General features: G+C 63.5%; 25 protein-coding genes, 1 pseudogene and 1 riboswitch. Of the genes and pseudogenes, 11 read left to right on the top strand and 15 right to left on the bottom strand.

The genetic code is table 11. The annotated features are described in order from the left end of the window. Both NKI61_RS11620 and NKI61_RS11615 read left to right on the top strand, forming a co-directional pair. On the top strand, positions 1–331 hold a 331-nt coding region (locus NKI61_RS11620), incomplete at its 5' end, for a DUF2125 domain-containing protein (protein WP_352839572.1). Positions 332–455: 124 nt separating this feature from the next. Continuing rightward, on the top strand, positions 456–1379 hold the full coding sequence (locus NKI61_RS11615) for a sugar kinase (RefSeq protein WP_023748509.1): 924 nt from the start codon (positions 456–458) through the stop codon (positions 1377–1379). A gap of 7 nt (positions 1380–1386) precedes the next feature. Here NKI61_RS11615 and NKI61_RS11610 read toward each other — a convergent pair whose 3' ends face one another. Together NKI61_RS11610 and hisC are read right to left on the bottom strand one after the other, a co-directional pair. Continuing rightward, positions 1387–2322, bottom strand: coding sequence for a prephenate/arogenate dehydrogenase family protein (locus tag NKI61_RS11610; protein WP_352658771.1), 936 nt, complete (start codon positions 2320–2322; stop codon positions 1387–1389). Between the two features lie 4 nt (positions 2323–2326). Continuing rightward, the gene (hisC, locus tag NKI61_RS11605; RefSeq protein WP_352839570.1) at positions 2327–3436 is read right to left on the bottom strand and encodes a histidinol-phosphate transaminase; all 1110 of its coding nucleotides are present in this window, start codon (positions 3434–3436) and stop codon (positions 2327–2329) included. A gap of 125 nt (positions 3437–3561) precedes the next feature. Then, positions 3562–3639, top strand: a riboswitch (SAM riboswitch). 60 nt (positions 3640–3699) lie between these two features. Here hisC and metX point away from each other — a divergent pair. Together metX and metW are read left to right on the top strand one after the other, a co-directional pair. Then, positions 3700–4869: a homoserine O-acetyltransferase MetX gene (gene metX, locus NKI61_RS11600; protein WP_023742897.1), complete on the top strand. Its 1170-nt coding sequence runs from the start codon at positions 3700–3702 to the stop codon at positions 4867–4869. After that, entirely contained in the window at positions 4866–5480 is a 615-nt protein-coding gene (gene metW / locus NKI61_RS11595) for a methionine biosynthesis protein MetW (protein ID WP_023673299.1), read from the top strand. The genes metX and metW overlap by 4 nt, the downstream gene beginning before the upstream one ends. A gap of 7 nt (positions 5481–5487) precedes the next feature. Here metW and NKI61_RS11590 read toward each other — a convergent pair whose 3' ends face one another. Beyond that, positions 5488–5808 (bottom strand): DUF1330 domain-containing protein, encoded by a 321-nt coding sequence (locus NKI61_RS11590; RefSeq protein WP_023694041.1) that lies wholly within the window; start codon positions 5806–5808, stop codon positions 5488–5490. A gap of 248 nt (positions 5809–6056) precedes the next feature. Here NKI61_RS11590 and NKI61_RS11585 point away from each other — a divergent pair, with 248 nt between their 5' ends. Continuing rightward, positions 6057–6992: a glycosyltransferase family 2 protein gene (locus tag NKI61_RS11585; RefSeq protein ID WP_023673297.1), complete on the top strand. Its 936-nt coding sequence runs from the start codon at positions 6057–6059 to the stop codon at positions 6990–6992. A gap of 51 nt (positions 6993–7043) precedes the next feature. Here the strand turns inward: NKI61_RS11585 and NKI61_RS11580 are convergent, their stop codons facing one another. From NKI61_RS11580 to NKI61_RS11570, 3 genes and pseudogenes are all read right to left on the bottom strand, one after another. After that, positions 7044–7832 (bottom strand): DUF1194 domain-containing protein, encoded by a 789-nt coding sequence (locus NKI61_RS11580; protein ID WP_023714977.1) that lies wholly within the window; start codon positions 7830–7832, stop codon positions 7044–7046. A 64-nt stretch (positions 7833–7896) separates the two neighbouring features. After that, a pseudogene (locus NKI61_RS11575) lies at positions 7897–9713 on the bottom strand (ABC transporter ATP-binding protein/permease). 137 nt (positions 9714–9850) lie between these two features. Further along, complete coding sequence (locus tag NKI61_RS11570; RefSeq protein WP_023670688.1) at positions 9851–10633, bottom strand: class I SAM-dependent methyltransferase; 783 nt, start codon at positions 10631–10633, stop codon at positions 9851–9853. Positions 10634–10751: 118 nt separating this feature from the next. Here NKI61_RS11570 and gloB point away from each other — a divergent pair, with 118 nt between their 5' ends. After that, positions 10752–11519 carry a hydroxyacylglutathione hydrolase gene (gene gloB / locus NKI61_RS11565; RefSeq protein ID WP_023701385.1) on the top strand — a complete coding sequence of 256 codons (768 nt, stop codon included), beginning with the start codon at positions 10752–10754 and terminating at the stop codon, positions 11517–11519. 20 nt (positions 11520–11539) lie between these two features. Further along, the gene (locus tag NKI61_RS11560) at positions 11540–11965 is read left to right on the top strand and encodes a cupin domain-containing protein (RefSeq protein WP_023701384.1); all 426 of its coding nucleotides are present in this window, start codon (positions 11540–11542) and stop codon (positions 11963–11965) included. On the opposite strand, the gene NKI61_RS11555 is transcribed toward NKI61_RS11560, so the two are convergent. The 3 genes from NKI61_RS11555 to NKI61_RS11545 are packed head-to-tail and all read right to left on the bottom strand — an operon-like array spanning position 11962 to position 14366. Next, entirely contained in the window at positions 11962–12636 is a 675-nt protein-coding gene (locus NKI61_RS11555) for a lysoplasmalogenase family protein (protein ID WP_352839568.1), read from the bottom strand. The two genes, NKI61_RS11560 and NKI61_RS11555, sit on opposite strands and share 4 nt — an antisense overlap. Next, complete coding sequence (gene yddG, locus NKI61_RS11550) at positions 12633–13520, bottom strand: aromatic amino acid exporter YddG (protein WP_023699112.1); 888 nt, start codon at positions 13518–13520, stop codon at positions 12633–12635. Before yddG ends, NKI61_RS11555 begins: the two co-directional genes overlap by 4 nt. 45 nt (positions 13521–13565) lie before the next feature. After that, complete coding sequence (locus NKI61_RS11545; RefSeq protein ID WP_023711708.1) at positions 13566–14366, bottom strand: DUF3108 domain-containing protein; 801 nt, start codon at positions 14364–14366, stop codon at positions 13566–13568. Positions 14367–14625: 259 nt separating this feature from the next. On the opposite strand from NKI61_RS11545, the gene rpmB reads away from it, so the two are divergent. The 3 genes from rpmB to NKI61_RS11530 all read left to right on the top strand — a co-directional run bounded on the left by rpmB (position 14626) and on the right by NKI61_RS11530 (position 16440). Then, positions 14626–14922: a 50S ribosomal protein L28 gene (rpmB, locus tag NKI61_RS11540; protein WP_023670682.1), complete on the top strand. Its 297-nt coding sequence runs from the start codon at positions 14626–14628 to the stop codon at positions 14920–14922. A 162-nt stretch (positions 14923–15084) separates the two neighbouring features. Continuing rightward, positions 15085–15765, top strand: a complete 681-nt coding sequence (locus tag NKI61_RS11535) for a queuosine precursor transporter (protein ID WP_023711707.1) — start codon at positions 15085–15087, stop codon at positions 15763–15765. A 3-nt stretch (positions 15766–15768) separates the two neighbouring features. Further along, positions 15769–16440 (top strand): polyamine aminopropyltransferase, encoded by a 672-nt coding sequence (locus NKI61_RS11530; RefSeq protein ID WP_352839566.1) that lies wholly within the window; start codon positions 15769–15771, stop codon positions 16438–16440. 5 nt (positions 16441–16445) lie between these two features. Here NKI61_RS11530 and NKI61_RS11525 read toward each other — a convergent pair whose 3' ends face one another. From NKI61_RS11525 to NKI61_RS11510, 4 genes are all read right to left on the bottom strand, one after another. Then, positions 16446–17471: an esterase-like activity of phytase family protein gene (locus NKI61_RS11525; RefSeq protein WP_352839564.1), complete on the bottom strand. Its 1026-nt coding sequence runs from the start codon at positions 17469–17471 to the stop codon at positions 16446–16448. After that, entirely contained in the window at positions 17468–19366 is a 1899-nt protein-coding gene (gene cobT / locus NKI61_RS11520; RefSeq protein WP_352839563.1) for a cobaltochelatase subunit CobT, read from the bottom strand. The genes NKI61_RS11525 and cobT overlap by 4 nt, the downstream gene beginning before the upstream one ends. Before the next feature lie 11 nt (positions 19367–19377). Beyond that, positions 19378–20364: a cobaltochelatase subunit CobS gene (gene cobS, locus NKI61_RS11515; RefSeq protein ID WP_023670677.1), complete on the bottom strand. Its 987-nt coding sequence runs from the start codon at positions 20362–20364 to the stop codon at positions 19378–19380. Positions 20365–20487: 123 nt separating this feature from the next. Beyond that, positions 20488–21117: a J domain-containing protein gene (locus tag NKI61_RS11510; RefSeq protein WP_032887126.1), complete on the bottom strand. Its 630-nt coding sequence runs from the start codon at positions 21115–21117 to the stop codon at positions 20488–20490. A 168-nt stretch (positions 21118–21285) separates the two neighbouring features. On the opposite strand from NKI61_RS11510, the gene NKI61_RS11505 reads away from it, so the two are divergent. Then, entirely contained in the window at positions 21286–21588 is a 303-nt protein-coding gene (locus NKI61_RS11505; protein ID WP_023670675.1) for a BolA family protein, read from the top strand. Between the two features lie 11 nt (positions 21589–21599). On the opposite strand, the gene NKI61_RS11500 is transcribed toward NKI61_RS11505, so the two are convergent. Then, entirely contained in the window at positions 21600–23153 is a 1554-nt protein-coding gene (locus NKI61_RS11500; protein WP_352839562.1) for an acetolactate synthase large subunit, read from the bottom strand. Next, the gene (locus tag NKI61_RS11495) at positions 23110–23517 is read right to left on the bottom strand and encodes a hypothetical protein (RefSeq protein ID WP_352839560.1); all 408 of its coding nucleotides are present in this window, start codon (positions 23515–23517) and stop codon (positions 23110–23112) included. The genes NKI61_RS11500 and NKI61_RS11495 overlap by 44 nt, the downstream gene beginning before the upstream one ends. Positions 23518–23605: the final 88 nt, after the last annotated feature.

Here is a 23605-nt window from a genome sequence, read left to right as displayed (position 1 = left end):
GATGAAGACGCAGGCCAGGAGCCTGCGCGGCCAGGCGGTCGGCATCCACAAGCTCGATCTGTCGTCGGGAACCGCGCGCATCACCGTCTCCGGCCCGGTGTCGGTCGACGCCAACGGCCAGGTCAATGCCGACCTGACGATCAAGCTGCAGGATCCCAAAGCCGTGGCGGCAATCCTCGCCACCGCAATCCCCGAGCAGAAGAGCCAGATCGAGCAAGGCTTTGCCGGTCTGGCGCTGCTCGGCAACGAACCGTCGATGCCGCTCAAGGTGGTGAAGGGCAAGGTCTCGCTCGGCTTCATTCCGCTGGGCAAGATCAAGCCGCTCGATTAGAGCAATTCCAGGAAAAGTGTGAGCGGTTTTCCGTCCGGAATTGCGTTAAAACAAAGAGATAGAGCATGATCGCAAAGAGCGGGAATGGCTTTTGGGGAGAGATCATGTTCGAGCAAGCCGACGCATGAACCGACCGGTGAAACTGCTGAGCGTTGGCGCGCTGACGCTGGATACCATCCTGCGCGTCGAAACCCTGCCCACGCATCAGGGCAAGTTCATCGCCTCGGACGGCATCCAGATCGCCTCGGGCATGGCGACAAGTGCTGCCTGCGCCGCCCGCCGTCTCGGCGCCGAGGTGTTCCTGTGGGCAAGTGCAGGTGACGATGCCGTCGGCGACCAATTGCTGGCCGGCATCGAGGCCGAGGGCGTCGATTGCGACTTTGTCCGCCGCGTCGAAGGCGCCCGCTCGGCGCTGGCCGCGATCCTGGTCGACGCTCATGGCGAGCGCATCATCGTGCCCTTCTACGACCCAAAGGCGCAGGCCGACCCCGAGGCGGTGCCTGTCGCCGATCTTTCCGGCTTCGATGCCGTGCTGGTCGATGTGCGCTGGCCGGGCGCCGCCGCTCTTGCCTTGACCGCCGCGCGCGACGCCGGTTGCCCGGCAATCCTCGACGCCGACACGGCGCCGCTGGAGGTGCTGGAGCGTCTGTTGCCGCTGGCGTCGCACATCGTCGCTTCGGAGACGGCTGCACGCATCGTCTGCGGCCACGCGCTGAATCCCGAAACCGCCTGCGCCGACCTCGCCAGCCGCACAGACGCCTTTGTCGCGGTGACCGGCGGCGCCGCGGGAAGCTGGTGGCATGACCGGTCCGCCGGATGCGTGCGCCACATCGCGGCGCCGAAGATCAAGGCGGTCGACACGCTTGCCGCCGGCGACGTGTTTCACGGTGCCTTTGCCGTCGGGCTTGCCGAAGCCATGCCTATCGAGCAGGCCTTGCGCTTTGCCAGCGCGGCGGCCGCGCTCAAATGCCAGCGCTTCGGCGGCCGGCTGGGCGCGCCGGACCGGGCCGAGACAATGGCCATGGTCGCGGCGACCTGGCCCGTCTGAAACAGATTTAACTTTTCACCGGGTGCTCGACCGCCTGCCGGCCGAAATCCGGCACGTCGATATCCTGGCCGGCCTCGATGATCGAACGGCGAACGGCCCGGGTGCGGGTGAACAGGTCGAACAGCTTGTCGCCGTCGCCCCAGCGGATCGCCCGCTGCAGCGAGGCGAGGTCCTCCGAAAAGCGCGCCAGCATTTCCAGGATGGCATCCTTGTTGTGCAGGCACACGTCGCGCCACATGGTCGGGTCGGAGGCGGCCAGACGGGTGAAGTCGCGGAAACCGGAAGCCGAATATTTGATCACTTCCGACTTGGTCACCGATTCCAGATCGTCGGCCGTGCCGACGATGTTGTAGGCAATGATGTGCGGCAGATGCGAAACGATGGCCAGCGTCATGTCATGATGCTGCGGGTCCATCGTGTCGATGTTGGAGCCGCAGCGCCGCCAGAATTCCGACAGCTTTTCCAGCGCGGCCGGATCGGTTCCCGGCAGCGGCGTGAAGATGCACCAGCGGTTTTCGAACAGCTCGGCGAAACCCGCATCCGGGCCCGATTTCTCCGTACCCGCCAGCGGGTGCCCCGGAATGAAGTGCACGCCGTCCGGCACATAGGGCTGCATTTGCGCAATGACGGAGGCCTTGGTCGAACCGACATCGGTGAGGATGGCGCCTTTTTTCAGCGCCGCTGCGATCTCTTGCGCCACCTCGCCCGACGACCCCACTGGCACCGAGACGATGATCAGGTCGGCGTCGCGGACCGCTTCCCTGGCGTAGGTGGTGTAGCTCTCGCCAAGACCGAGCTCCTTCGCCCGCGCCAGCGTGGCCGGGCTGCGCGTCGCGATGGCGACATGGCGGGCCAGGCCCTCGCGGCGGATGATGCGGGCCAGCGACGAGCCGATCAGGCCGATGCCGACCAGCGCGATCTTTTCAAACATCGGTGCTGTCATTGTTTCAGCTTTTCAGGAATGTCGTGAGGGCATCGATGACGCCGCGATTTGCTTCTTCGGTGCCGACGCTCATGCGCAGCGCATTGGGAAAGCCATAGCCGGTAACGCGCCGCAATATATAGCCGCGCTGGGTGAGGTAATCGTCCGCCGCCTCAGCCGAATGCCTCTTGTCGTCGGGAAAGTGGATGAGGACGAAATTGCCGACGCTGGGCGTCACGCGCAGCCCAAGCTTCGTCAGTTCTTCATTCAACCAGGTAAGCCAGGTCTCGTTGTGCAACGAACTGCGCTCGACATGGGCGCGGTCGCGGATGGCGGCAATGCCGGCCTCGATCGCTGTTGCGTTGACGTTGAAAGGGCCGCGGATGCGGTTGATGGCATCGACGATGTGCAGTGGGCCATACATCCAGCCGATGCGCGCGCCGCCAAGGCCGAGCTTGGAGAAGGTGCGGGTCATGACCACATTCTGCGCGCTGCCCGCCAGCTCGATACCTGCCTCATAGTCATTGCGCCTGACATACTCGGCATAGGCCGCGTCCAGCACCAGAAGCACGTTGCCTGGGAGCGCGGCATGCAGGCGGCGGACCTCCTGGAACGGCAGATAGGTGCCGGTCGGGTTGTTGGGATTGGCGAGGAAGATGATTTTGGTCCGCGGCGTCACCGCGGCCAGGATCGCGTCGACGTCGGCGCGCTCCTCGGTTTCCTTCACAGCAACCGGCTTGGCCCCCGCCGACTGAATGTAGATCTTGTAGACCATGAAGGCATGTTCGGTAAAAATCGCCTCATCGCCTGGCGCAAGATAGGTCTGCGCCAGCAGGCCAAGTATCTCGTCGGAACCGTTGGAGCAGATGATGTTTGCCGGGTTGAGGCCGTGCACCTCGGCGATCGCCTCGCGCAGCCGGCGGGCGGTGCCGTCGGGATAGACATCAAGCTTGCTGGCCACTTCGCGCGCGGCCTCGATCGCCTTCGGCGACGGGCCGAGCGGGTTCTCGTTCGACGACAATTTATGGACCTTGGCGACGCCGGCAGGTGCCGTGCTCTTGCCCGGTACATAGGCGTCGATGTCCATGATGCCCGCGCGGGGCGTCGGCCGTGCCTTGCCCGCTGTCTTGTCCATGTCGCAAATCCATCCAGAATGCCTCCGTCCGGAGGCCGCAGCGGAAATACAAGCCGTAGCCGCGAATGTCGAGAGGCGGGCATAGCTGGCCGTTGACGCCGGGCCGCACGAGTTCTAGAAGAACGCAACAGTTCCGTGGTGATTTGGCCGGTCGGCTTGCAGCCACGTTAAACAACTCGCTAAAGGGCCGTTTGCGTGACGTAACCGGCTTTGCGATCGCATTGCCGGTTTTTTATTGCCTGACGGCGGGCAAGGAGAGTCACATGGCCGCGCTCCGCGCTACAAAAACCAACAACGAGGCCGACAGCCCGTCGAGCCCGGTGTTGCGTTTTGGCCCTGACAAGCCGCTGAAGCTCGACGCCGGCACGCTTTTGTCGCCGTTCCAGATCGCCTACCAGACCTATGGCACCCTCAACGATGCCCGCACCAACGCCATCCTGGTCTGCCACGCGCTGACCGGCGACCAGCATGTCGCCAACACCAATCCGGTGACCGGCAAGCCCGGCTGGTGGGAAGTGCTGATCGGTCCCGGCAAGATCATCGACACCAACCGCTTCTTCGTCATCTGCTCCAACGTCATCGGCGGGTGCCTCGGCTCCACCGGTCCGGCCTCGACCAATCCCGCCACCGGCAAGCCCTACGGCCTCGACCTGCCAATCATCACCATCCGCGACATGGTGCGGGCGCAATTGATGCTGGTCGACCATTTCGGCATCGAAAAGCTGTTTTGCGTGCTCGGCGGCTCGATGGGCGGCATGCAGGTGCTGGAATGGGCATCGTGCTATTCCGAGCGCGTCTTCTCGGCCCTGCCGATCGCCACAGGCGCACGCCATTCCTCGCAGAACATCGCCTTCCACGAGGTCGGCCGGCAGGCCGTCATGGCCGATCCGGACTGGCATGGCGGCAAATATTTCGAGCACGGCAAGCGCCCGGAAAAGGGGCTCGCCGTGGCGCGCATGGCCGCCCACATCACCTATCTGTCGGAAGCCGCCCTGCATCGGAAATTCGGCCGCAATCTGCAGGACCGCGAAGCACTGACCTTCGGTTTCGACGCAGATTTCCAGATCGAAAGCTATCTGCGCCACCAGGGCATGACATTCGTCGACCGCTTCGACGCCAACTCCTACCTCTACATGACCCGTTCGATGGATTATTTCGACCTCGCCGCCGACCATGGCGGCCGGTTGGCAGATGCCTTTGCCGGGACCAAGACCCGCTTCTGCCTGGTGTCCTTCACCTCGGACTGGCTGTTCCCGACCGAGGAGAGCCGCTCGATCGTGCATGCGCTCAACGCCGCCGGCGCCTCCGTCTCCTTCGTCGAGATCGACACCGACCGCGGCCATGATGCCTTCCTGCTCGATGAACCCGAACTGTTTGCCGCCATCAAGGGCTTCATCGGCTCGGCGGCCCGCGCAAGGGGGCTCGCCTCATGAGCGTCAATGGCAGCCAGCGCGTCGACCTCGAAGTCGTGGCCAACCTGATACCGCCGCAGTCGCGGGTGCTCGATGTCGGCTCCGGCGACGGCCTGCTGCTCGAACTCCTGCAGGAGACCAAGCAGGTCGACGGCCGCGGGCTGGAGCTGTCGCAGCGCGGCGTCAATGAATGCGTGGCGCGCGGTCTCTCGGTCATCCAGGGCGATGCCGATACCGACCTCGAATTCTATCCGGACAAGGGTTTTGACTTCGTCGTCCTGTCTCAGACGCTGCAGGCGACCCGCAACCCGAAGCTGGTGCTCGACGAGCTGCTGCGAATCGGCAACCGCGCCATCGTCTCCTTCCCCAATTTCGGCCACTGGCGGGTGCGGCTGTCGCTGTTCGTCAATGGCCGGATGCCGGTGACCGCGGACCTGCCCTATTCCTGGTACGACACGCCCAACATCCATTTCTGCACCATCCGCGACTTCGTCAATCTGGTCGAGGAACTCGGCGCTTCGGTCGAGAAAGCCACCGCGCTCGACGGCAACGGCCAGAAGATCGGCCTGTCGATGCCATGGTGGTTCTGGAATTTCTTCGGCCAGCAAGCGGTGTTCTTGCTGAAGCGGTAGTTTGCCCCTATTCCAGCACGTCCGTCGCCTTGTGCGGGTGCTGAACGCCATCGGCGATGATCACATCGGCGTGGGAGTTGTCGGTGCGCAAGGCCAGAATCTCCCGATAGGCTGATGAATCGTACCAGCCCCACGCATGCGCCCTGTCCGGAAACTCGATGACGATCAGATGCCCGGGCCATTCGTTTTCGACCACGTCCATGTCGCCGCCGTGGACAAGGAAGCGGCCGCCGAACGGCTCCAATGTGGCGTCGATCCTCTGCAGATACTCGACAATCTGCGGGCCCATTGTGACTTGACGCATATGGGCGACGGCGTAGGCGGCCATGGCTGAACTCCCTGTGAGATCGAAGCCCGACGACCGGCTTCGTTGGCGCAATCTGCAGACATGATGGCCATCGGTCGATTACGTCTGGGGTAATCGGCCGGCTTACCGGCGTCCTGGCTCAACAGTTTGTGATGACATTGCCGCTGGTTTTTTGTAGCGTCGAATCGAATACCATCCCGGGGTAAGGCTTGGACGGCGACCATCAAAACCTCCGGCCTCCAGGCATTTCGGGGCACAATCGAAGCAACATGTCCAAGGCAACCGACCTCGCTCCGCTGATCTCGGTGATCACACCGACGCACAATCGCCGCAGCAAGGTGGTGCGCGCCGTGGAGAGCGTGCTGGCGCAGAATTTTCCCCGGTTCGAACACATTGTCGTCGATGACGGCTCGACCGACGGTACGGCAGCCGCACTTGCCGAAATCCGCGATCCACGGCTGATCTATGTTGGCTCGAAATGGCGCGGCGCCAATGCCGCCCGCAATGCCGGCATCGAGCGGGCGCAGGCGCCGGTGGTGACATTCCTCGATTCCGACGACGTCTATTTGCCGGATCGCCTGGCGCGGACGCTGGAGCAGTTCGACAACAATCCCTCGCTCGAAGTGCTGATCAGTTCCTTCGTGTCGCTGAAGGGCAATCGCCGCACCAACTGCGTCAACCGCGAGGCGCTGCTGAGCCGCGACTCGCTGGAGCGGGCCCTTGTCGCGCAGACCATCTTCATTGCCGGGTCGGCAATCACCGCCCGGCGCGAGTCGCTGCTGGCCATCGGCGGCTACGACAGTGACGTCACGCGCATGCAGGATCGCGAATTGTTGCTGCGCTTTGCCCGTCGCAGCGGCGCGCAGCTGTCCGAAGTGATCGACTGGAAAAAGTACAACTCGGAGAATTCGATCTCCGGTCGCCGGGACGGCTATGTCGAAGCCTATGCGAGCTTGATCGACAAGCACCCCTATATCGCCGACCGCTACCCCTACATTCCGCCTTACATGATCGCCCGGCAGCTCATCGCCGATGCACTCAAGGGCAGGGTTTCGCAGGCGTTCTCCGGCTATATGGCCAACCGGTCGTCGAAGGCGCTTGGCTATTCGCTGCCGCAGCTGTTGCGTGGCTATGTCGGCGGCCGGCGCTGGCGCCGCGATCTCTATGCCGAATTTCGCGACAAATACGGTGCACGGCCGGCCTGAAGTTTGCCGACAAGCCGCGCAGCGGCTTTCCCCTCCGAACTGCCTCAAACCTCATTTGTCGAGTTCCGGCAGATATGGGTCGGAATATAGCCGCCGGTCGCGTTCGCCCTGTAGGCAGTCCATGGGTGCGGCGGCATCGATCGGGACCACGGTCGCATCGGCGATGCCGCTCACCTCCAGGATCAGCTTGCGGCGTATGGCGGTGGCGAATTCCGAGGCCGCATAGATCGGCAACACGAAGGAGCCGGGCCCACCGGTGACGCAGTCGTCATAATACTGGTCGAGATGGCTGAAGGTCGGCGACGGGCTGATCAGGATCGGCAGGCCGTTGATGACGATGCCCTTGGCCACCGCCGCATCGCGTGTCGTGGCGACGGGCAGCCCGGTGTTGTTGGGACCGTCGCCGGAAATGTCGATGACGCTGCGTGGCGCATCGAACCCCGTGCCCTCGAACAGCCCGGCGCCGAAGGCAAGCGCACCGGAAATCGAGGTGCCGCGAAAGCTGCGGAACGGCCGCGCTTCTATTCTGTCGGCGAAGGCGTTGGCGCTCTCTGCGCTGTCGATCACCTGCCAGGCGATGACGCCATCCTCGCGCACGACGCCCGCCCATTCGAAATAGGCAAGCGCGATGCGCCCGGTGGTTCCCGAGCGCACGGCCTTGATGAAATCGGGATGCCTGAGCGCCTCGACATAGCCCGCGCGCTGCAGCGCGAACTCCCTCTCGTCCATCGACTGTGAGATGTCGACGGCCAGCACCAGTTCGACATCCACGGCAACGGCCGGGGCAGCCACGGGCGTGGTGCAGGCAAGGCAGGCAAGCAGGCTGAGCGCATCGAGCATGGCCGCACCACCGACGTTTCGACCCGTGAATCTTCGCCGCGATCGCGGCGAAATAAAGCCCCTTCTACTTTCGCCGCACGGCCGCTTTCGGCGGCGGGTCGATGGCGCCGGTCCTGACTCGGGCGGGTTTCAGTGGCGCAGCACCCGTATCCTTCACGATGTTCAATGCGCGTGGAAAGAAATGACCATTGTGCAGTCCGCGCCCGATGTTGAGGATCGCGGTTTCCGGCAGGCGTTTCTCCAGCATGGACAGTACCCTTCGCAGCGAAGGACCATCGAACGCGTCCATCGCTTCGTCGATGATCACCCATTTCGGCTGCCGCAAGGCCAGCCTGGCGAAGGCCAGCGACCGCTGTTCGTCATCGTTGAGTTCACGCTCCCAGCGTGCGGAACGGTCGAGCGAGGATGACAGCCGCTCGAGGCCGACCTCGGCCAGCACCGCCCCAAAATCAGCATCGCCAGCCGGCGCCGAGCCATTCGGATGCAGCACTTCGCGTAACGTGCCGGCAGGAAAATACGGAACACGCGGCACGAAAATCGGCGTTTCTCCGGCCGGCAAGCCGATCCGCCCGCTGCCCCAGGGCCAAAGGCCGGCAATGGCGCGGAAGAACAATGTCTTGCCGGCGCCTGGGTCGCCGGTGATCACGACGCGCTCACCGGGATGGATCTCGACATGGCTGTCTGAAAGTTTGGTGCAGCCCTCCGGCGAGGCCACTTGGAGCTTCTCGAAGGTCAGGCTGCCATTGGCGTTATCGCCGAATTCGATGCGCTTTTCCTTGTCGTGCAACACATCGGTTTCATCGAGCGCAATGCGGAAGTCGGCAACGCGCATCAGCGTGGCGCGCCAGTCGGCGATGCCGCCGATATTGTTGATGAACCAGCGCAGCGACGAGTGCACCTGGTTGAAGGCGCCGACCGCCATCATCAACCCGCCAAAGCTGATATCGCCTGAAAAATAGACCGGCGATGCCACAAGGATCGGCGCCACCACGGTGATCCAGCCATAGGTATCGGTCACCCAGGAAAGGTTGATCTGCGCTTTGTAGATGTTTCGCATCGCGCCCAGCACCGTGCCAAGGTCGATTTCGAGCCGTCTCTTGGCATCGGCTTCGCCGTGATAGAGCGCGATGGCGTCGACATTCTCGTTGACGCGCACCATCCCGGAACGCAGCTCGGCCTCGCGGGTGTAGCGGTCGCTGTTGAGGCGGATCAGCGGCCGCCCGACCAGCCAGCTCAGCCAGGAGGCGATGCCGGCATAGAGGAACGCGGCCCAGACCATGTAGCCCGGTATCGCCAGCGACCAGCCGTTGATGTGGAAGACGAAGCCCGACGAGAGTTGCCAAAGCACGCCGACGAACGACACCAGCAGGATGAAGGATTGCAGCAGGCCGACGCCGAGGTCCGTCGACAGATCGGACAGATGCGCGGCATCCTGCTGCATGCGCTGGTCGGGATTGACGCCGATGGCGCCGGCATTGGCGAGCCGGAAGGCCCGCGCCGGCCGCATCCATTGGTCGATCAGGTCGAGCGTCAGCGCCTCGCGCAGCTTCAGCCGGATCATCTGGTTGAGCCAGGTCTGAGCGATGTTGAGCAGGAGCAGCGTGCCGGCAATCACGGCAAAGATCATCAGCTGATGCAGGAAGGCCGCCATGTCGCGACGCGCCAGCGCATCGTAGAAAGGCTGGTTCCAGCGGTTGAGCAGAACCTGGCCGATCGACGTGGCGACGATGACCGCCATAATGCCGACCGACGTCCAGACCAGCCACTTGCGCACCGGTGAGCCTATCAGCGCCCGTTTGATCGTCGCCACCTGATCGCGCAGGCTGCTGGCTTCGACGGTTACCGGCTGAGCGTGGCGGACTTGTCCGGTTGATCAGCCATGCACGAGGTCCTTGCGTTCAGAAGCGTTGCTGAAACCAGATGGAGAGACTTGAAGGCATCCGCCGCTCAAACGGACCGCGAATGCATCTGCGACAGATAGGTGGGAAAAACCCACGCAACACCAGTTTTCATGATGATCACGAAGGTGTCACCTGACGCGTCGTCGATGTCACCCCTTCCGCCCGGCGGCCAAGCCGCGTCGCACCGTGCGGTGACAGTACCGGCACGAAGACACGGCGCGAGGCGCGCTGCGCGACCGGCACGCCCTGATAGAGCCGCTTCTGCGCCTCGACCACGATGACGCCGGAAAAGATCGGCCAGAACCGCCGGCCGGCGCGCTCCAGCACATTGTGGAACCGCATCATGAAGCGCCGCGGCGATGGCGGGAAGAACAGCGCGTCGGACCAGGAAGCCGGTGTGAAATTCGCCTCGCGGAGCAATTCTGTCAGCTGGCCGCGCGAGAACGGCCGGCCATTGCCGAACGGCGTGTGCTCGAACCGCGCCCAGACACCGCGCCGGTTGGGCACGACGATGACGACGCGCCCTGCCGGCGACAGCACCCGCCAGATCTCGTTCAGCGTCTCGCGCGGGTTTTCGACATGTTCGAGCGAATGCACGAGCAGCATGCGGTCGATGCAGGAATCGACCAGCGGCAATTCCTCGTCGAAGACCAGCGCCGTAGCCGTCGGCCCGTTCGCCGGCCAGACGACTGCGCCTTGCGTAGCAGGCATGAAGGCAAACACCCGCTCGGCATCGGTGCCGAACCGCTCCAGCCACGGCAAGGTATAGCCGAGCCCGACCAGCCGCTCATTGGGCACTGTTGCCCATATTGAGGACAGCGCCATGGTGATCGAGCGTTCAGCCAGGCGGCCGAGCGTGGTCGAATAGAAGGAGCGGAGATCGACGATATCGGAATGCATGCGCGGGACGGTAGCTGCGATGCCGCCCAAGTTCAACAAAGCCGGCACGTTCTGCAAAGCTAGAGTGACATCGGCGGCCAAGCGCCCTATGTCTGCGCCAACAGATGGAGAGATGCCAATGCCCGTCGAAATCGAACAGTTCATGTGCCGCAGCGACAATTTCGGCGTGCTGGTGCATGACCCGAAAAGCGGCGAGACCGCCATTATCGACGCGCCCGAAGAAGCGCCGATCATTGCCGCGATCGAGCGTACCGGCTGGAAGCCGACGATGATCCTGACCACCCACCACCATGTCGACCATGTCGAGGCCAATCTGGCGCTGAAGGAGCGCTTCAAGCTGCGCATCGTCGGACCGGAGGCTGAAAAGGAAAAGATCCCCGGCATCGACGAGACCGTCGGGCAAGGCTCGGTCGTCCATCTCGGCGGCGAGCGGATCGATGTCATCGCCACGCCCGGCCACACTGCGGGCCATGTCTCCTATCATTTTCCGGCCTCGAAAGTGGCGTTCACCGCCGACACTTTGTTCGCGCTCGGCTGCGGCCGGCTGTTCGAATGCAAGCCGCCGGTGATGTATGAGTCGCTGAAGAAGCTCGCCGCACTCCCGGCGGACACGGTCATCTATTGCGGCCATGAGTATACGCTTTCGAACGCCCGCTTTGCGTTGACCGTCGACCCGACCAATTCGGCGCTCAGGGAACGCGCCGCCAAAATCGAGACCCTGCGCGCCGACAACAAGGCGACGCTGCCGACCACGATCGGCGAGGAATTGTCGACCAATCCGTTCCTGCGCTGGCACGACCCGGCGATCCGCAAGCATCTCGGTATGGAGGCGGCCCCGGACGCCGAAGTGTTCGCGGAAATCCGCAAGCGCAAGGACAATTTCTGAGCATCGTACCGGGATCAGCCATGACCAGCGCCGCTGAAATCATCGCCACGCTCGGCCTCAAGCCGCATCCGGAAGGCGGCTGGTATGCCGAGACCTTTCGCGACGGCGCCGGGCGGGGCCATTCGACGGCGATCTATTTCCTCCTTGAACAGGACCAGATTTCGGCCTGGCACCGGGTCAAGGACGCGGCCGAGGTCTGGCATTTCCATGCCGGGGCGCCGCTGGCGCTGTCGATGTGCGAGGAAGGCAGTCCAAAGGTTAACCAGGTGATCGAGCAGGTGCTCGGCATTGAACTTGCGGCGGGCGAGCGGCCGCAGATCGTTGTGCCGGCCGGCTGGTGGCAATCAGCGCGCAGCCTCGGCGAATGGACGTTGGTCGGCTGCACCGTGGCGCCGGGCTTCGACTTCGCCGCGTTTGAAATGGCCGAGCCGGGCTGGCAGCCTTAGGCCAGAAGAAAACCAAGAGTTATGCAGAGCTGGGCGGCATAGTAGAGCACCCAGACCGCATAACGGATGCCGGCGCGATAGGGTGCTATTGCCGGAACCAGGAATTTCTCCGCGGCAAGCAGCCCGTCCGATGCCATGAACATAACAGCGCCGCCGATGACCCACGGATTGTCGAGCGTCAACGCCGAGATGCCCATCGCCAGAATGGCCGCGATATAGATGGCGATCGGCACCCGCAGGCCGGGACTGACACGGCGCCAGAGCGCCGCCAGCATGACGACTGCGAAGGCCGCCATGGCAAGCGCGATGGCGCCGCGCCATGTCTCGGTGCTGAGCACATCCAGCCCGCCGCCGCCGCGCAGGAAGAGCGGCACATAGAGGACATGCGCCGCAAGGAAGCTGGCCAGCCCGCCGAGGAAGGCCTTTTCGCCGTCACGCGACAGGAAGGCGTCGCCGACGGCGCTGAGCGCCAGCGCATCGACGAGCAACAGCGGCCCACCTTGCATGAAGGCCAGCGCCGCAAGCATGGCCACGGCCAGCGTCTTTGCGGCCGAGCGGGCCAGCGTCGGCCGCATGTCCAGGGTGAAGGCGTAGATCACCGCCGCCACCAGCGAAAAAATCAATGTTGCATTTGCGTTGGCGTCGATGCCGCCGGCGAACGGCATGGTCATGCGCTTGCCCCGCCAGTTGCCGCCTTGCGCAGGAACAACGATTTCGCCGCCAGCGCCGCGCCGCCGGTGATCAGCACGCAGGCGGCCAAGATACGCAGCGACGGCTCGGCAACGCCCGCCGCGATCAGCACCAATGTCGACAGCAGTGGCGCCGCATAGCTTGCCGCGCCGAGCACCTGGATGTTGCCGCGCTTTACGCCGATATCCCAGGCGTAGAAGGCCGCGCCCACCGGCATCAACCCCAAACCAAGCACCGCCAGCCACTGGCCGGGACCATCGGGCAGCACCGTCTTTTCCAGTAGAAGATGGCAGACGAGAGACAGGGCTGCCGTGGCGGCGCAGAACCAGGTGACGATCGAGGTCGGCACCGCCGGAAAGCGCCGCGACAGCAGCGAATAGGACGACCACAGCAGCGCACAGACGGCCGCCATCGCATAGCCGAAGGTGTAGCGAGCATCGAAGGCGAGGCCGCCACCCTTGGTGACGATCAGCACGGTCCCGGCGAGCCCGAGCAGCGCGCCCACGACATGGTTCCAGGCCAGCTTCTCGCCCGGCATCAGCGCTGATCCCAGCACGATCAGCAGCGGCCACAGATAGGCGATCAGGCTTGCCTCCACCGCCGGCGCGTTGCGCAGCGCGGTGAAATAGAAGAAATGGTATCCGAACAGTCCGGCAATGCCGATCACCCAGACCTGGCGTGGGATCTTCAGGCTTTTATCGGTCGCCGGCATGAACAGCCGGGCAACCAGCCCGACCGCGGTGCCGATGGTGAAGGTGATGGCCGAGAGCAAGAATGGCGGCACGGCGCCCGACGCATCGGTGAGCAACGCCAGCAGCGCCCACATGGCGACCGCCGAGAAACCGATCAGTGTTGCGCGCCCCATGCCCGTCTCCGGCGACTCGCCCCATTTCTATTCGGGTGGGCGCGTCTATTCAGTAGCTTCGAACCGCCCCGCGCTGACAGTCAAGGTGCCGATCTGCGTCCCGACCGTGGCGTGGATCGGCGCATATATGCCGGTTTGGCCGAGCGGTGCAAACGTCACCATCATCTGGCTCTTCTTCTTCAGGTAATTCAGCGCCTTGCGGCCCTTGCGGTAGCCTGCCACCGGCTCGAAGCTCATCTTGCAGGTAACGGTGTCGCCCTTGTAGCCCTTGACCGAGATCGATCCTTTCGAGGCGTAGGTCAGCGTCAGGTCGGCGCGCATCTCGCCGTCATAGAATTTCACCTTGCGCCCGCAGACCTGGTCGAGGCTGTCGGCATGGATAACGGTAGCCGCCATGGGATCGAGCACAGATGCCAGATCGTTGCTGCCCAGCGGTATCCAGTTTTTGGGATTGCGCTTTTTCGGTTCGGGAATGACCTGGGTGGCGGTCACCGCGCCATTGGCAAAGCGGATATCGACCATGGAAGCCTTCTTACCGGACTTATAATCGGCGCGAAATACCTGCGGCTGCATCTGCTTGCCCAGAATCTTGCCCTTTGACGAGATCGTGCCGCTCGTGTCGTCGAACAAGGTGGCGAGACCCGCGCTGGAGACGGTGCCGTCTATGGAATAGCTATCGCCTTCGTAGTGGCTGGAAAATGTCGCCTTGGCCACGGAAAGGCCGAGGAACGACACCGTGTATTCGCCCTTGAAGGACTGTGCGGTGGCTGCGGGCGCGGCGGCAAGGGTTGATGTTGGCAAGGCGGCGACAAGTATGGCGACAACGGCATGTGACGGGCGAAGCATGGCGGGCTCGGTCCTTGATTTTTTTAACCGGAGGCGGGCGACTCCGGCTTGAGATGTCCCTGTCCGACCGCTTATAGGCTGAATTCCGGCCTTTATGTGAAACGCTCGTCACAGTCGTGGGCAAGCCGGAGCTTGACGCATTGGCGAAATGCAACTATGGAACGCCAACTTTTCCATAAGGCCGCCTGACTGAAACCGCGCGCCACCCGGCGCGGGCGAACAAGGTTTGGCAGGCTAGACAGAACTGAAGGTTAGAACCATGTCCCGCACCTGCGAACTCACTGCCAAGGCAGTCCAGACCGGCAACAATGTGAGCCACGCCAACAACAAGACCAAGCGCCGCTTCCTGCCGAACCTCGTCAATGTGACGCTGATTTCGGAAGCGCTGAACCAGAATGTGCGCCTGCGCATTTCGGCCAACGCGCTGCGTTCGGTCGAGCATCGCGGCGGCCTCGACGCCTTCCTGGCCAAGGCCGACGCCAAGGAATTGTCGCAGCGCGCGCGGCTGCTGAAGAAGCAGATCGCCAAGAAGCTGGCCGACCAGCCCGCCGCTTAACGATATCAAGGCGGGGGACGACCGCCCTGAGCATCGGAGCAATCCGATGCTCAAAACTTCTAAGGCAGCAGCATCGGAGCAATCCGATGCTCAAAACTTGCAAGGCAGCGCGATCCGGATTTCGGCTAGCGCCTGGCTGGTTCCATTACCCAGGATAAAAAAATGACTTCCTTCTCGCGATATCTGCCCTTTGTGGCCGCCATGGCGCTTGTCGTCGTGGTATCGAACATCCTCGTGCAGTTCCCGATGCAGGGTCAGGCCGGCGGTCTGTCGCTGGCCGACATCCTGACCTGGGGCGCCTTCACCTATCCCTTCTCCTTCCTGGTCACCGACCTTGCCAACCGCCGCTACGGCCCGACGGTGGCGCGCCGCATCGTCTTTGTCGGCTTCATGACCGCGGTGGTCTGCTCGATTCTCGTCCCGCCCTTCCTGTTTCGCCACGGCCTGATCGAGTTCGAGACATCAGCCGACCGGCTGGTGCGCATCGCCGCAGCTTCCGGCGCGGCCTTCCTTTGCGCGCAATTGCTCGACGTCACCGTGTTCAACCGGTTGCGCCGGCAGAGCTGGTGGCGCGCGCCGATCGTCGGCACGCTGGTCGGCTCGGTGTTCGACACCCTGGTGTTCTTCAGCATCGCCTTTTCGGCCGCCTTCGCTTTTGCCGGCCCGAACGACAGTTTTGCGCTGGAGACGGCGCCGCTGATGGGCGTGCTGCCGGTCGAGACCATGCGCTGGGTCTCCTGGGCGCTGGGCGACCTTTCGGTGAAGCTGATCATCGCTGTTGTGGCCCTGATCCCCTACCGGCTGCTCGCCGCCCACTGGAGCCAGCCGGCCGTGGCTGTCTAGGCCGTGATCCCTTGGGTCCAGCTCGGCTCGGCCAAAACGCCTGACGGCGGACAGGAACTGCGCCTCAAGCAGCGCGGCAGCGAATTCTCGATCATGCTCGGCACCAATGAGCTGATGAACAGCCGCCTCAGCGGCTCCGAAGAAGCGCTGGCCAAGCTCTCCTGTGAAAAGATCGGCGGCCGCGCCCAACCGAAAATCCTGATCGGCGGCCTCGGCATGGGTTTTACGCTGCGCGCTGCGCTTGCCCAATTGGGCGCCGACGCAGGCATCACCGTTGCCGAGCTTGTCCCCGCCGTCATCGCCTGGGCGCGCGGCCCCATGGAGGCGGTCTTCGCCGGCTGTCTCGACGATCCCCGTGTGACGGTTCGCGAAGCCGACGTCGGGCACATCATAAGATGCGACAAGGCAGCCTGGGACGCCATCCTGCTCGATGTCGACAATGGCCCCGAAGGCATCGTCTACAAGGGCAACGACGCCCTCTATGGCGCTGCCGGGCTCGGCGCGGCGCGTGCAGCGCTCAGGCCCGGGGGCGTGCTGGCTGTTTGGTCGCAAGGCCCCGATGCCGGCTTCACACTTAGGCTCAAGCAGGCGGGCTTTGTCGTGGACGAGGTGAAGACGCGCGCCAATGGCAAGCGCGGCGCGCGCCACGTCATCTGGATCGCCACCAAGCCTTAGGGCTCTCAATCCTGGTGCAGGATGAATTCCAGATAGAGGTTGCGCTGCAGGATCGAGTGGTTGTCGTCCGAGATCAGCGACACCATCAGCGCCCCGTCATCGCGGGTCCAGACGTCGAGTCCTTCCATATTGTCGATCTGGTAGCCCATGTCGGCTTCCATCAGCACCGGCCCGTCGGCAACCGCGCCCTTCTCGACGCTTTCGCCATAGATGCGCCTTAGCCGCATCCTGACACCGCCGGCCATCGAGAAACTGCGCTCCAAAAGCAGCAGGTCGCCATCCGGCAGGAAGGCGCCGTCAGTGATGTCGAAATCGCCGTTGCGCTTGACCGTGAAGACGCCCTTGTGCGGCCCTTCGATGATGGCGGCATAGATGTTGCCAACCTTGTCCAAGCTCTTTTCCGAGACCACGACGAGGCCGCCCTCGTGCTGGCCGTTAGTATTGGCGTGGGTGACGGTCTCGAAACCGCGGTTCTGCCGCAGTTCCCGGGCTGGAACCAGGAAGTTCAGTTGCTTGAACGGCGCAGTCATGTTGCTGGGGTCGATCTTGAACTGGGCGACGCGGTGATCGCGCTCGAAGCCGACGGTGGCAATGCCGTCGTTGACTGCAAGGCCCTCGGCATCGACTTCCCATTTCTTGTCGATCGGCCGGCCCTTCTCATCGACCATCTGCTGCATGCGGAAATTCTGGATGCCGGACGGCCGCTTGTCGGCATCATGGGTGATCGAGCCGAAGAACCAGAAGCCCGTATCGGCGACGCCGATGAAATCGCTGCCGGGTTTGACGAACCGAAATGCCGACAGCGCGCCGAAATCGCGCGTCGTCGAGTTCATCTCAAGACCGCCGACGAATTCCAGCAGCCCAAACTGCTTGTCGGCGCTGCCGATATTGAAGGTGGTGATCGGCCGCGCCGAGACTTCGACCGGCTCGACCGCGCTTGGGCCGGCGGCGATGGCCGGCGCAAACGCCATGCCGAACAAGGCAGTGACCGCGAAGAGCATCTGCCGAAACCCGCCGCGCAAAAATATCATCCAGCGCGCCGGTAGCCGCCGCGGCGTGTATCGCGCACGTTTTCCTCGGCAAACAGCGAGGCCAGCTGCTCGGTCATGGCGCCGGCCAGTTCCTCGGCATCGACGATGGTGACGGCGCGCCTGTAATAGCGGGTAACGTCGTGGCCGATGCCGATGGCCAGCAGCTCGACCTGCGAGCGCGTCTCGATCAGCTCGATGACGGCGCGCAGATGCCGCTCGAGATAGTTGCCAGGATTGACCGACAGCGTCGAATCGTCCACCGGCGCGCCGTCCGAGATCATCATCAGGATCTTGCGCTGTTCGGGCCGGGCGATCAGCCGGTTGTGCGCCCATAACAACGCCTCGCCGTCGATGTTTTCCTTGAGCAGGCCCTCGCGCATCATCAGGCCGAGATTGCGCCGGGCGCGACGCCACGGATGATCGGCGGATTTGTAGATGATGTGGCGCAGATCGTTGAGCCGGCCGGGGTTCGGCGGCTTGCCGTCCTTCAGCCACTTCTCGCGAGCCTGTCCGCCCTTCCACGCCCGCGTGGTGAAGCCGAGGATCTCGACCGAGACGCCGCAGCGCTCCAGCGTGCGCGCCAGAATGTCGGCACAGGTGGCGGCAACCGTGATCGGCCGACCGCGCATCGAGCCCGAATTGTCGAGCACCAGCGTCACCACCGTGTCGCGGAATTTGGTGTCGCGCTCCTGCTTGAACGACAAGGGCTGCATCGGGTCGATGACGACACGAACCAGGCGTGCCGGATCGAGATAACCCTCTTCGAGGTCGAAATCCCAGGAACGGTTCTGCTGCGCCATCAGGCGGCGCTGCAGCCGGTTGGCGAGCCGTCCGACGACGCCGGAGAGATTGGCCAACTGCTTGTCGAGGAAGGCGCGCAGCCGGTCGAGTTCTTCCTCCTCGCACAGGTCTTCCGCACCGACCGTCTCGTCGAAGGCGGTGGTGAAAACCTTGTAGTCGATCTCTTTCGGCAGGTTGGCGAAGGGGTTGTCGTTACGGCGCGCCTCGCCCGGCGTTTCGGCGTCTGCATCGTCATCGTCGGAAAGATCGTCGGCAGTGGCGTCGGAGGCCTCAGTCTCGGACGACTGTTCGTCGTCGGCCGAGGCCTCGGCATCCTCGGACTGCGACTGCTCGGAGCCGGAATCGTCTTCACCGCCCTCCTCGCTCTGCTCCTCGCCTTGCGGCTGGTTGTCGTCATTGTCCTCGGAGTCTTCGGTTTCCTGGTCGTCGCCGAGTTCCTCGGCCATCTCCATGGACGCAAGCATCTCGCGCACGACGCGGGCAAAGGCCTGCTGGTCGCCAAGCTTGGCCGACAGTCCGTCGAGATCGGCCTTGGCTTTTTCCTCGACCCAGGGCCGCCAGAGGTCGACCAGCCGTTCGCCGCTCTTCGGGATCGGCCGTCCGGTCAGCTTTTCGCGCACCATCAGCGCCAGCGCCTCCTCGATCGGCGCGTCGGCCTTGTCCTTGACGTCGACAAGGTTGGCCTTGGCGTATTTGTCCTCCAGCATCGAGCCGATATTGTCGGCGACGCCTTGCATGGCGCGGCTGCCGATCGCCTCGACGCGGGCCTGTTCCACGGCGTCATAGATCGAGCGCGCCAGCTTGCCTTCCGGCGCCAGTTTGGTGTGGATGCGCTGATCGTGGCAGGCGCGCTTCAGCGCCATGGAATCACCCAGGCCACGAGTAATCGCGATGTCTGTCTTGGACGCTTTCTTCGGCAGTTCGGGCAGTCGGGCGCGGCTGCCGGCGAGCGCCGGGCGGTCCTTGGCGAAACCGACTTCGAGCTCCTTGTCGCCGGCGATGGCGCGCATGCAGACGGTGACGGCACGCTTGAAGCTGTCGGCTTCAGACCCCGTCTTCGACTTGTTGCGCGTGTTGTCGCCCGGACCCGCCATCGAGGCTCTGCTCAGCCCAGCACCACGTTGGCGGCGCTCTCGGGCAAATCCTCTCCGAAGGCGCGCTGGTAGAACTCGGCCACCACCGAACGCTCCAGCTCGTCGCATTTGTTGAGGAAGGTCAGCCGGAACGCCATGCCGATATTGCCGAAGATCTCGGCATTTTCGGCCCACGTGATGACGGTACGCGGGCTCATCACGGTCGACAGATCGCCATTGATGAAGGCCGAGCGCGTCATGTCGGCGACCCGCACCATCTTGTTGACGATGTCCTTGCCCTTGCCGTCGCGATAGTGCTTGGCCTTGGCCAGCACGATGTTCACCTCATTGTCGTGCGGCAGGTAGTTCAGCGTGGTGACGATCGACCAGCGATCCATCTGCGCCTGGTTGATCTGCTGCGTGCCGTGATAGAGGCCGGTAGTGTCGCCGAGGCCGACCGTGTTGGCGGTCGAAAACAGCCGGAACGCCGGATGCGGGCGGATGACCCGGCTCTGGTCGAGCAGCGTCAGGCGGCCCGACGATTCCAGCACGCGCTGGATGACGAACATCACGTCCGGACGGCCTGCATCGTACTCGTCGAAGCAGAGCGCGACATTGTGCTGGTAGGCCCAGGGCAGGATGCCGTCGCGGAATTCGGTGATCTGCAGGCCATCCTTGACGACGATGGCGTCCTTGCCGACGAGGTCGATACGGCTGACATGGCTGTCGAGGTTGACGCGCACGCAGGGCCAGTTAAGGCGGGCGGCGACCTGTTCGATATGGGTCGATTTGCCGGTGCCGTGATAGCCAGACACCATGACGCGGCGGTTGTAGGCAAAGCCGGCAAGGATCGCCAGCGTCGTCGCCTTGTCGAACAGATAATCCGGATCGATGTCCGGCACATGTTCCGAGGTCACCGAATAGGCCGGCACCACCATCTTGGACTCGAAGCCGAATTTGTCTTTCACCGACACCGTCGTGTCGGGCAAATTGGCGATGTCGCGATCGACCTTGTTCATCTCTATCCAAGTCTCCACGGGCGAAATGCCTGATTTCGCCGGCAATCGATTTTGTCCGGGGGCGGTCTTAGAGCCTTTTCCACCCTTATGAAAGTTGGAAAACGACACGAACCGTTAGGTTGCTCAGCACAAACCCGCCTGCTTGAGCACGCGATAGGCCTGCAGCACATCGCGGAACCGGTCTTCCGAACCTCTATCGCCGCCATTCGCATCCGGATGGTGGCGCTTCACAAGTTCCTTATAGCGCGCCTTGATGTCCTTGCCAGTCGCCTTTGTATCAAGGCCAAGCGTTTCCAGCGCCTTGGCCTCAAGTGGTTTGGCCTTGCGTTCGCGCGCCTCGCGCGGATCCTTCGGCCCTTTGAACAGGTCGAAAGGATCGCGCATGCGGTTGTAATAGCCGGCGCGACCGGAACGCTGCTGGGCGAAATCGGGCGAGGAGCGCGTCGAGGCGCCGGCGACGCCCATCTTCCATGTCGGCCGGTGGCCGGTCATCGCTTCCTTCTGGAAGCGGGCTATCTCGGTGTCCGGCACGCCGGAGAAGTAGTTGAAACCCTTGTTGTATTCGCGCACATGATCGAAGCAGAACTGAAAATACTCGCCTTCCTTCATGCGTCCGACCGGCGCCCGGTGGGTACCGGCCTCCTTGCAGCCGTCCCACTGGCAGATCGGCGAGTGCGACTTCAGCTCCGCATCCTTGTCGGGACGGACCCGAATTTTCTCGAAATATTTGGGGTACGGTTTCATCTCACCCATTTATGGGCTGTTCGCACGTGCGAAACAAGAATTGACATTTTCGCGATCATCGCCCTAACCGCTGAATCGCGGCATAAAGCAGGGCGAATGGCGATTTTTGAGGCGGCCCGGCGGGATCGATCCCGATTTCCCGATCACGCCTTGCAGATATGGTGAAGGGAGATGGCGATGTCCATACAGGCGACGATGGAAGACAAGCTGAACAAGGCGTTTTCGCCGGAGCGGCTGGCGATCGTCAATGAAAGCCACCTTCATGCCGGTCATCACCACCACGGCTCCGACGATCACGGTGCCTATGACGGCACCGGCGAGACGCATTTTCGCGTCCGCATCGTCTCATCCGTCTTTGCCGGCATGAGCCGCATCGACCGCCACCGCGCCGTCAACGAATTGCTCGCAGCGGAGCTGCAAGCCGGCGTCCATGCGCTGGCAATCGAACCGGCTGCACCCGGCGAAAAGACCCGTTGGTAAGTCTCTCCGCCTCAGATCACCGCTTCGATGAGAAACGGTCCCGGACGCGACAGGGCACTGTCGAGCAGCGCGTCGAACCGCTCGCACGTGTCGGCGCGGGCCGCCTCGACGCCCATGCCTTTGGCCAGCGCAACCCAGTCCAGCGCCGGATGGTCGAGATCGAGCATGCGCCTAGCGTTCTCGCCGATCTCATTGACCCCGACATTCTTCATTTCGCCATGCAGGATGGCGTAGGTCCGGTTGGAAAAGATGATGGTCACGACGTCAAGCTTTTCCCTGGCCTGGGTCCACAGTCCCTGCACCGTGTACATGCCACTGCCGTCGGCTTCGAGATTGATCACCTTGCGGTCCGGGCAGGCGATCGCCGCGCCGGTAGCCATGGGAATGCCGCCGCCGATCGATCCGCCCGTACCCATCATGTAGTCGTGCGGCGCCGCAAAGACGGATAGCGTGAAGAACCGTCTCGCGGAGGTGACCGCTTCGTCGCAGACGATGGCATTGGCCGGAAGTTTGCGCGCCACCGACAGCGCGATGGCATCGTCCGTCAGTCTGCCGCTCAGCGTCGGTTCGTCTGGAATGGCGGTTGCGGCGGCGAATTGCTGCGTCGGCTTGATGCCGAGCTCGTCGGCCAGCGCCTCCAGCGCCGCTTTCAGATCCTGGCCATGCGCCGCCAGCGAAAGCACCTTGCAATCGTCCCGAACCAGCCGCCCGGGCTTGCCGGGATAAGCGAAGAAGGCAACCGGCTCCTTGGCGCCGACCAGCACCAGCAAATCGATATCCCGGAGCGTGGCCGTCGCCGCATCGACCGGATAGGGAATGCGGGTCGGGGCGAACCGCCCGCGGCCGCGCTGCATGCGGGCGATCAGAACCTCACTGAACAGCCTGACATCGCTTCCCGATGAGATTCTCCCTGCGATTTCAAGTCCATCGGCGCGCGCCGCCTGCCCACGCACCACCATGCCGACACGGCCCGGCGCGGCGCGGATTGCTTCGGCGATCGTGCGCACAACAGCCATGTCGACGGCGGGCGGCGGCTCAAGCTCCACCTTGCCAGGTGAAATCGCAGCAACTTCGCGCCAGGCGGCATCCGCAGGCAGGATCAGCGTCGTGACGCCAGGCGGCGTGAGTGAGGCGCGGAAAGCCGCCTCTGCGGCCGGCACAATATCGGCCGGCCCCTTGACGCGGCCAACCCAGTTCGACATCGGCGACGCCAGGCCTTCTATGTCGCTGGTCAGCGGGGCATCGAGCGGCAGATGGTAAGAAGCATGGTCGCCGACAATGTTGATCATCGGGCTGCGCGCACGCCTTGCGTTGTGCATGTTGGCCAAACCGTTGGCGAGACCCGGTCCGGTATGCAGCAACGTTGCTGCCGGGCGGTCGGTCATGCGCGCATAGCCGTCGGCGGCGCCGGTCACCACGCCCTCGAACAGGCCGAGCACGCAACGCATCTGAGGTTTGCGGTCCAGTGCGGCAACGAAATGCATTTCGGATGTGCCAGGATTGGCGAAGCAGACCGTGACGTCATTGGCCAGGAGCACGTCGCACAGCAGATCGGCGCCATTCATGATTTTCTTTCCCAATCGACAATTCAGGAACAATTGCACCTGTAGGCGCCGGGTCGGCAATGTCCCGCCGGGGCTTTTGGTCTGATCCAGGACGCCTCGCGGGGATCCGGCGATCAACCGACGGTCCATTCAGGAAGGCCAGCATCGCGGCGGTCAACGCGTCGCCGTCCTCGCCGAAGTCGTGATTTATCGACATGTGCGTGTAGGCGTTGCCGTCGAACAGCGTCACTTCAGTGCCGATGGCGCGCAGGCGTTTGGCAAAGCCTTCGATTGGTCGTCGCGGCCTTCGGCGCGCGAATAGGCGATGAAGGTCGGCGGATGCTTGTGTCGATCGAGATAGCTGGCCGGCGACAACGCCGCCCATCAGCGCCGCAGCACCGGGCAACCCGCCATTCCAGCCACTCCGAATGTTTCCTCCCAAGCCTTCTACCCGGATTGCAGCCACTCTCCTT

The sequence above is a fragment of the Mesorhizobium sp. M0514 genome, assembly GCF_040321145.1.
Taxonomy (GTDB): Bacteria; Pseudomonadota; Alphaproteobacteria; order Rhizobiales; family Rhizobiaceae; genus Mesorhizobium.
The sequence above is the reverse complement of the archived record's forward strand: the minus strand, read 5'-3'. Positions and strand labels throughout refer to the sequence as shown.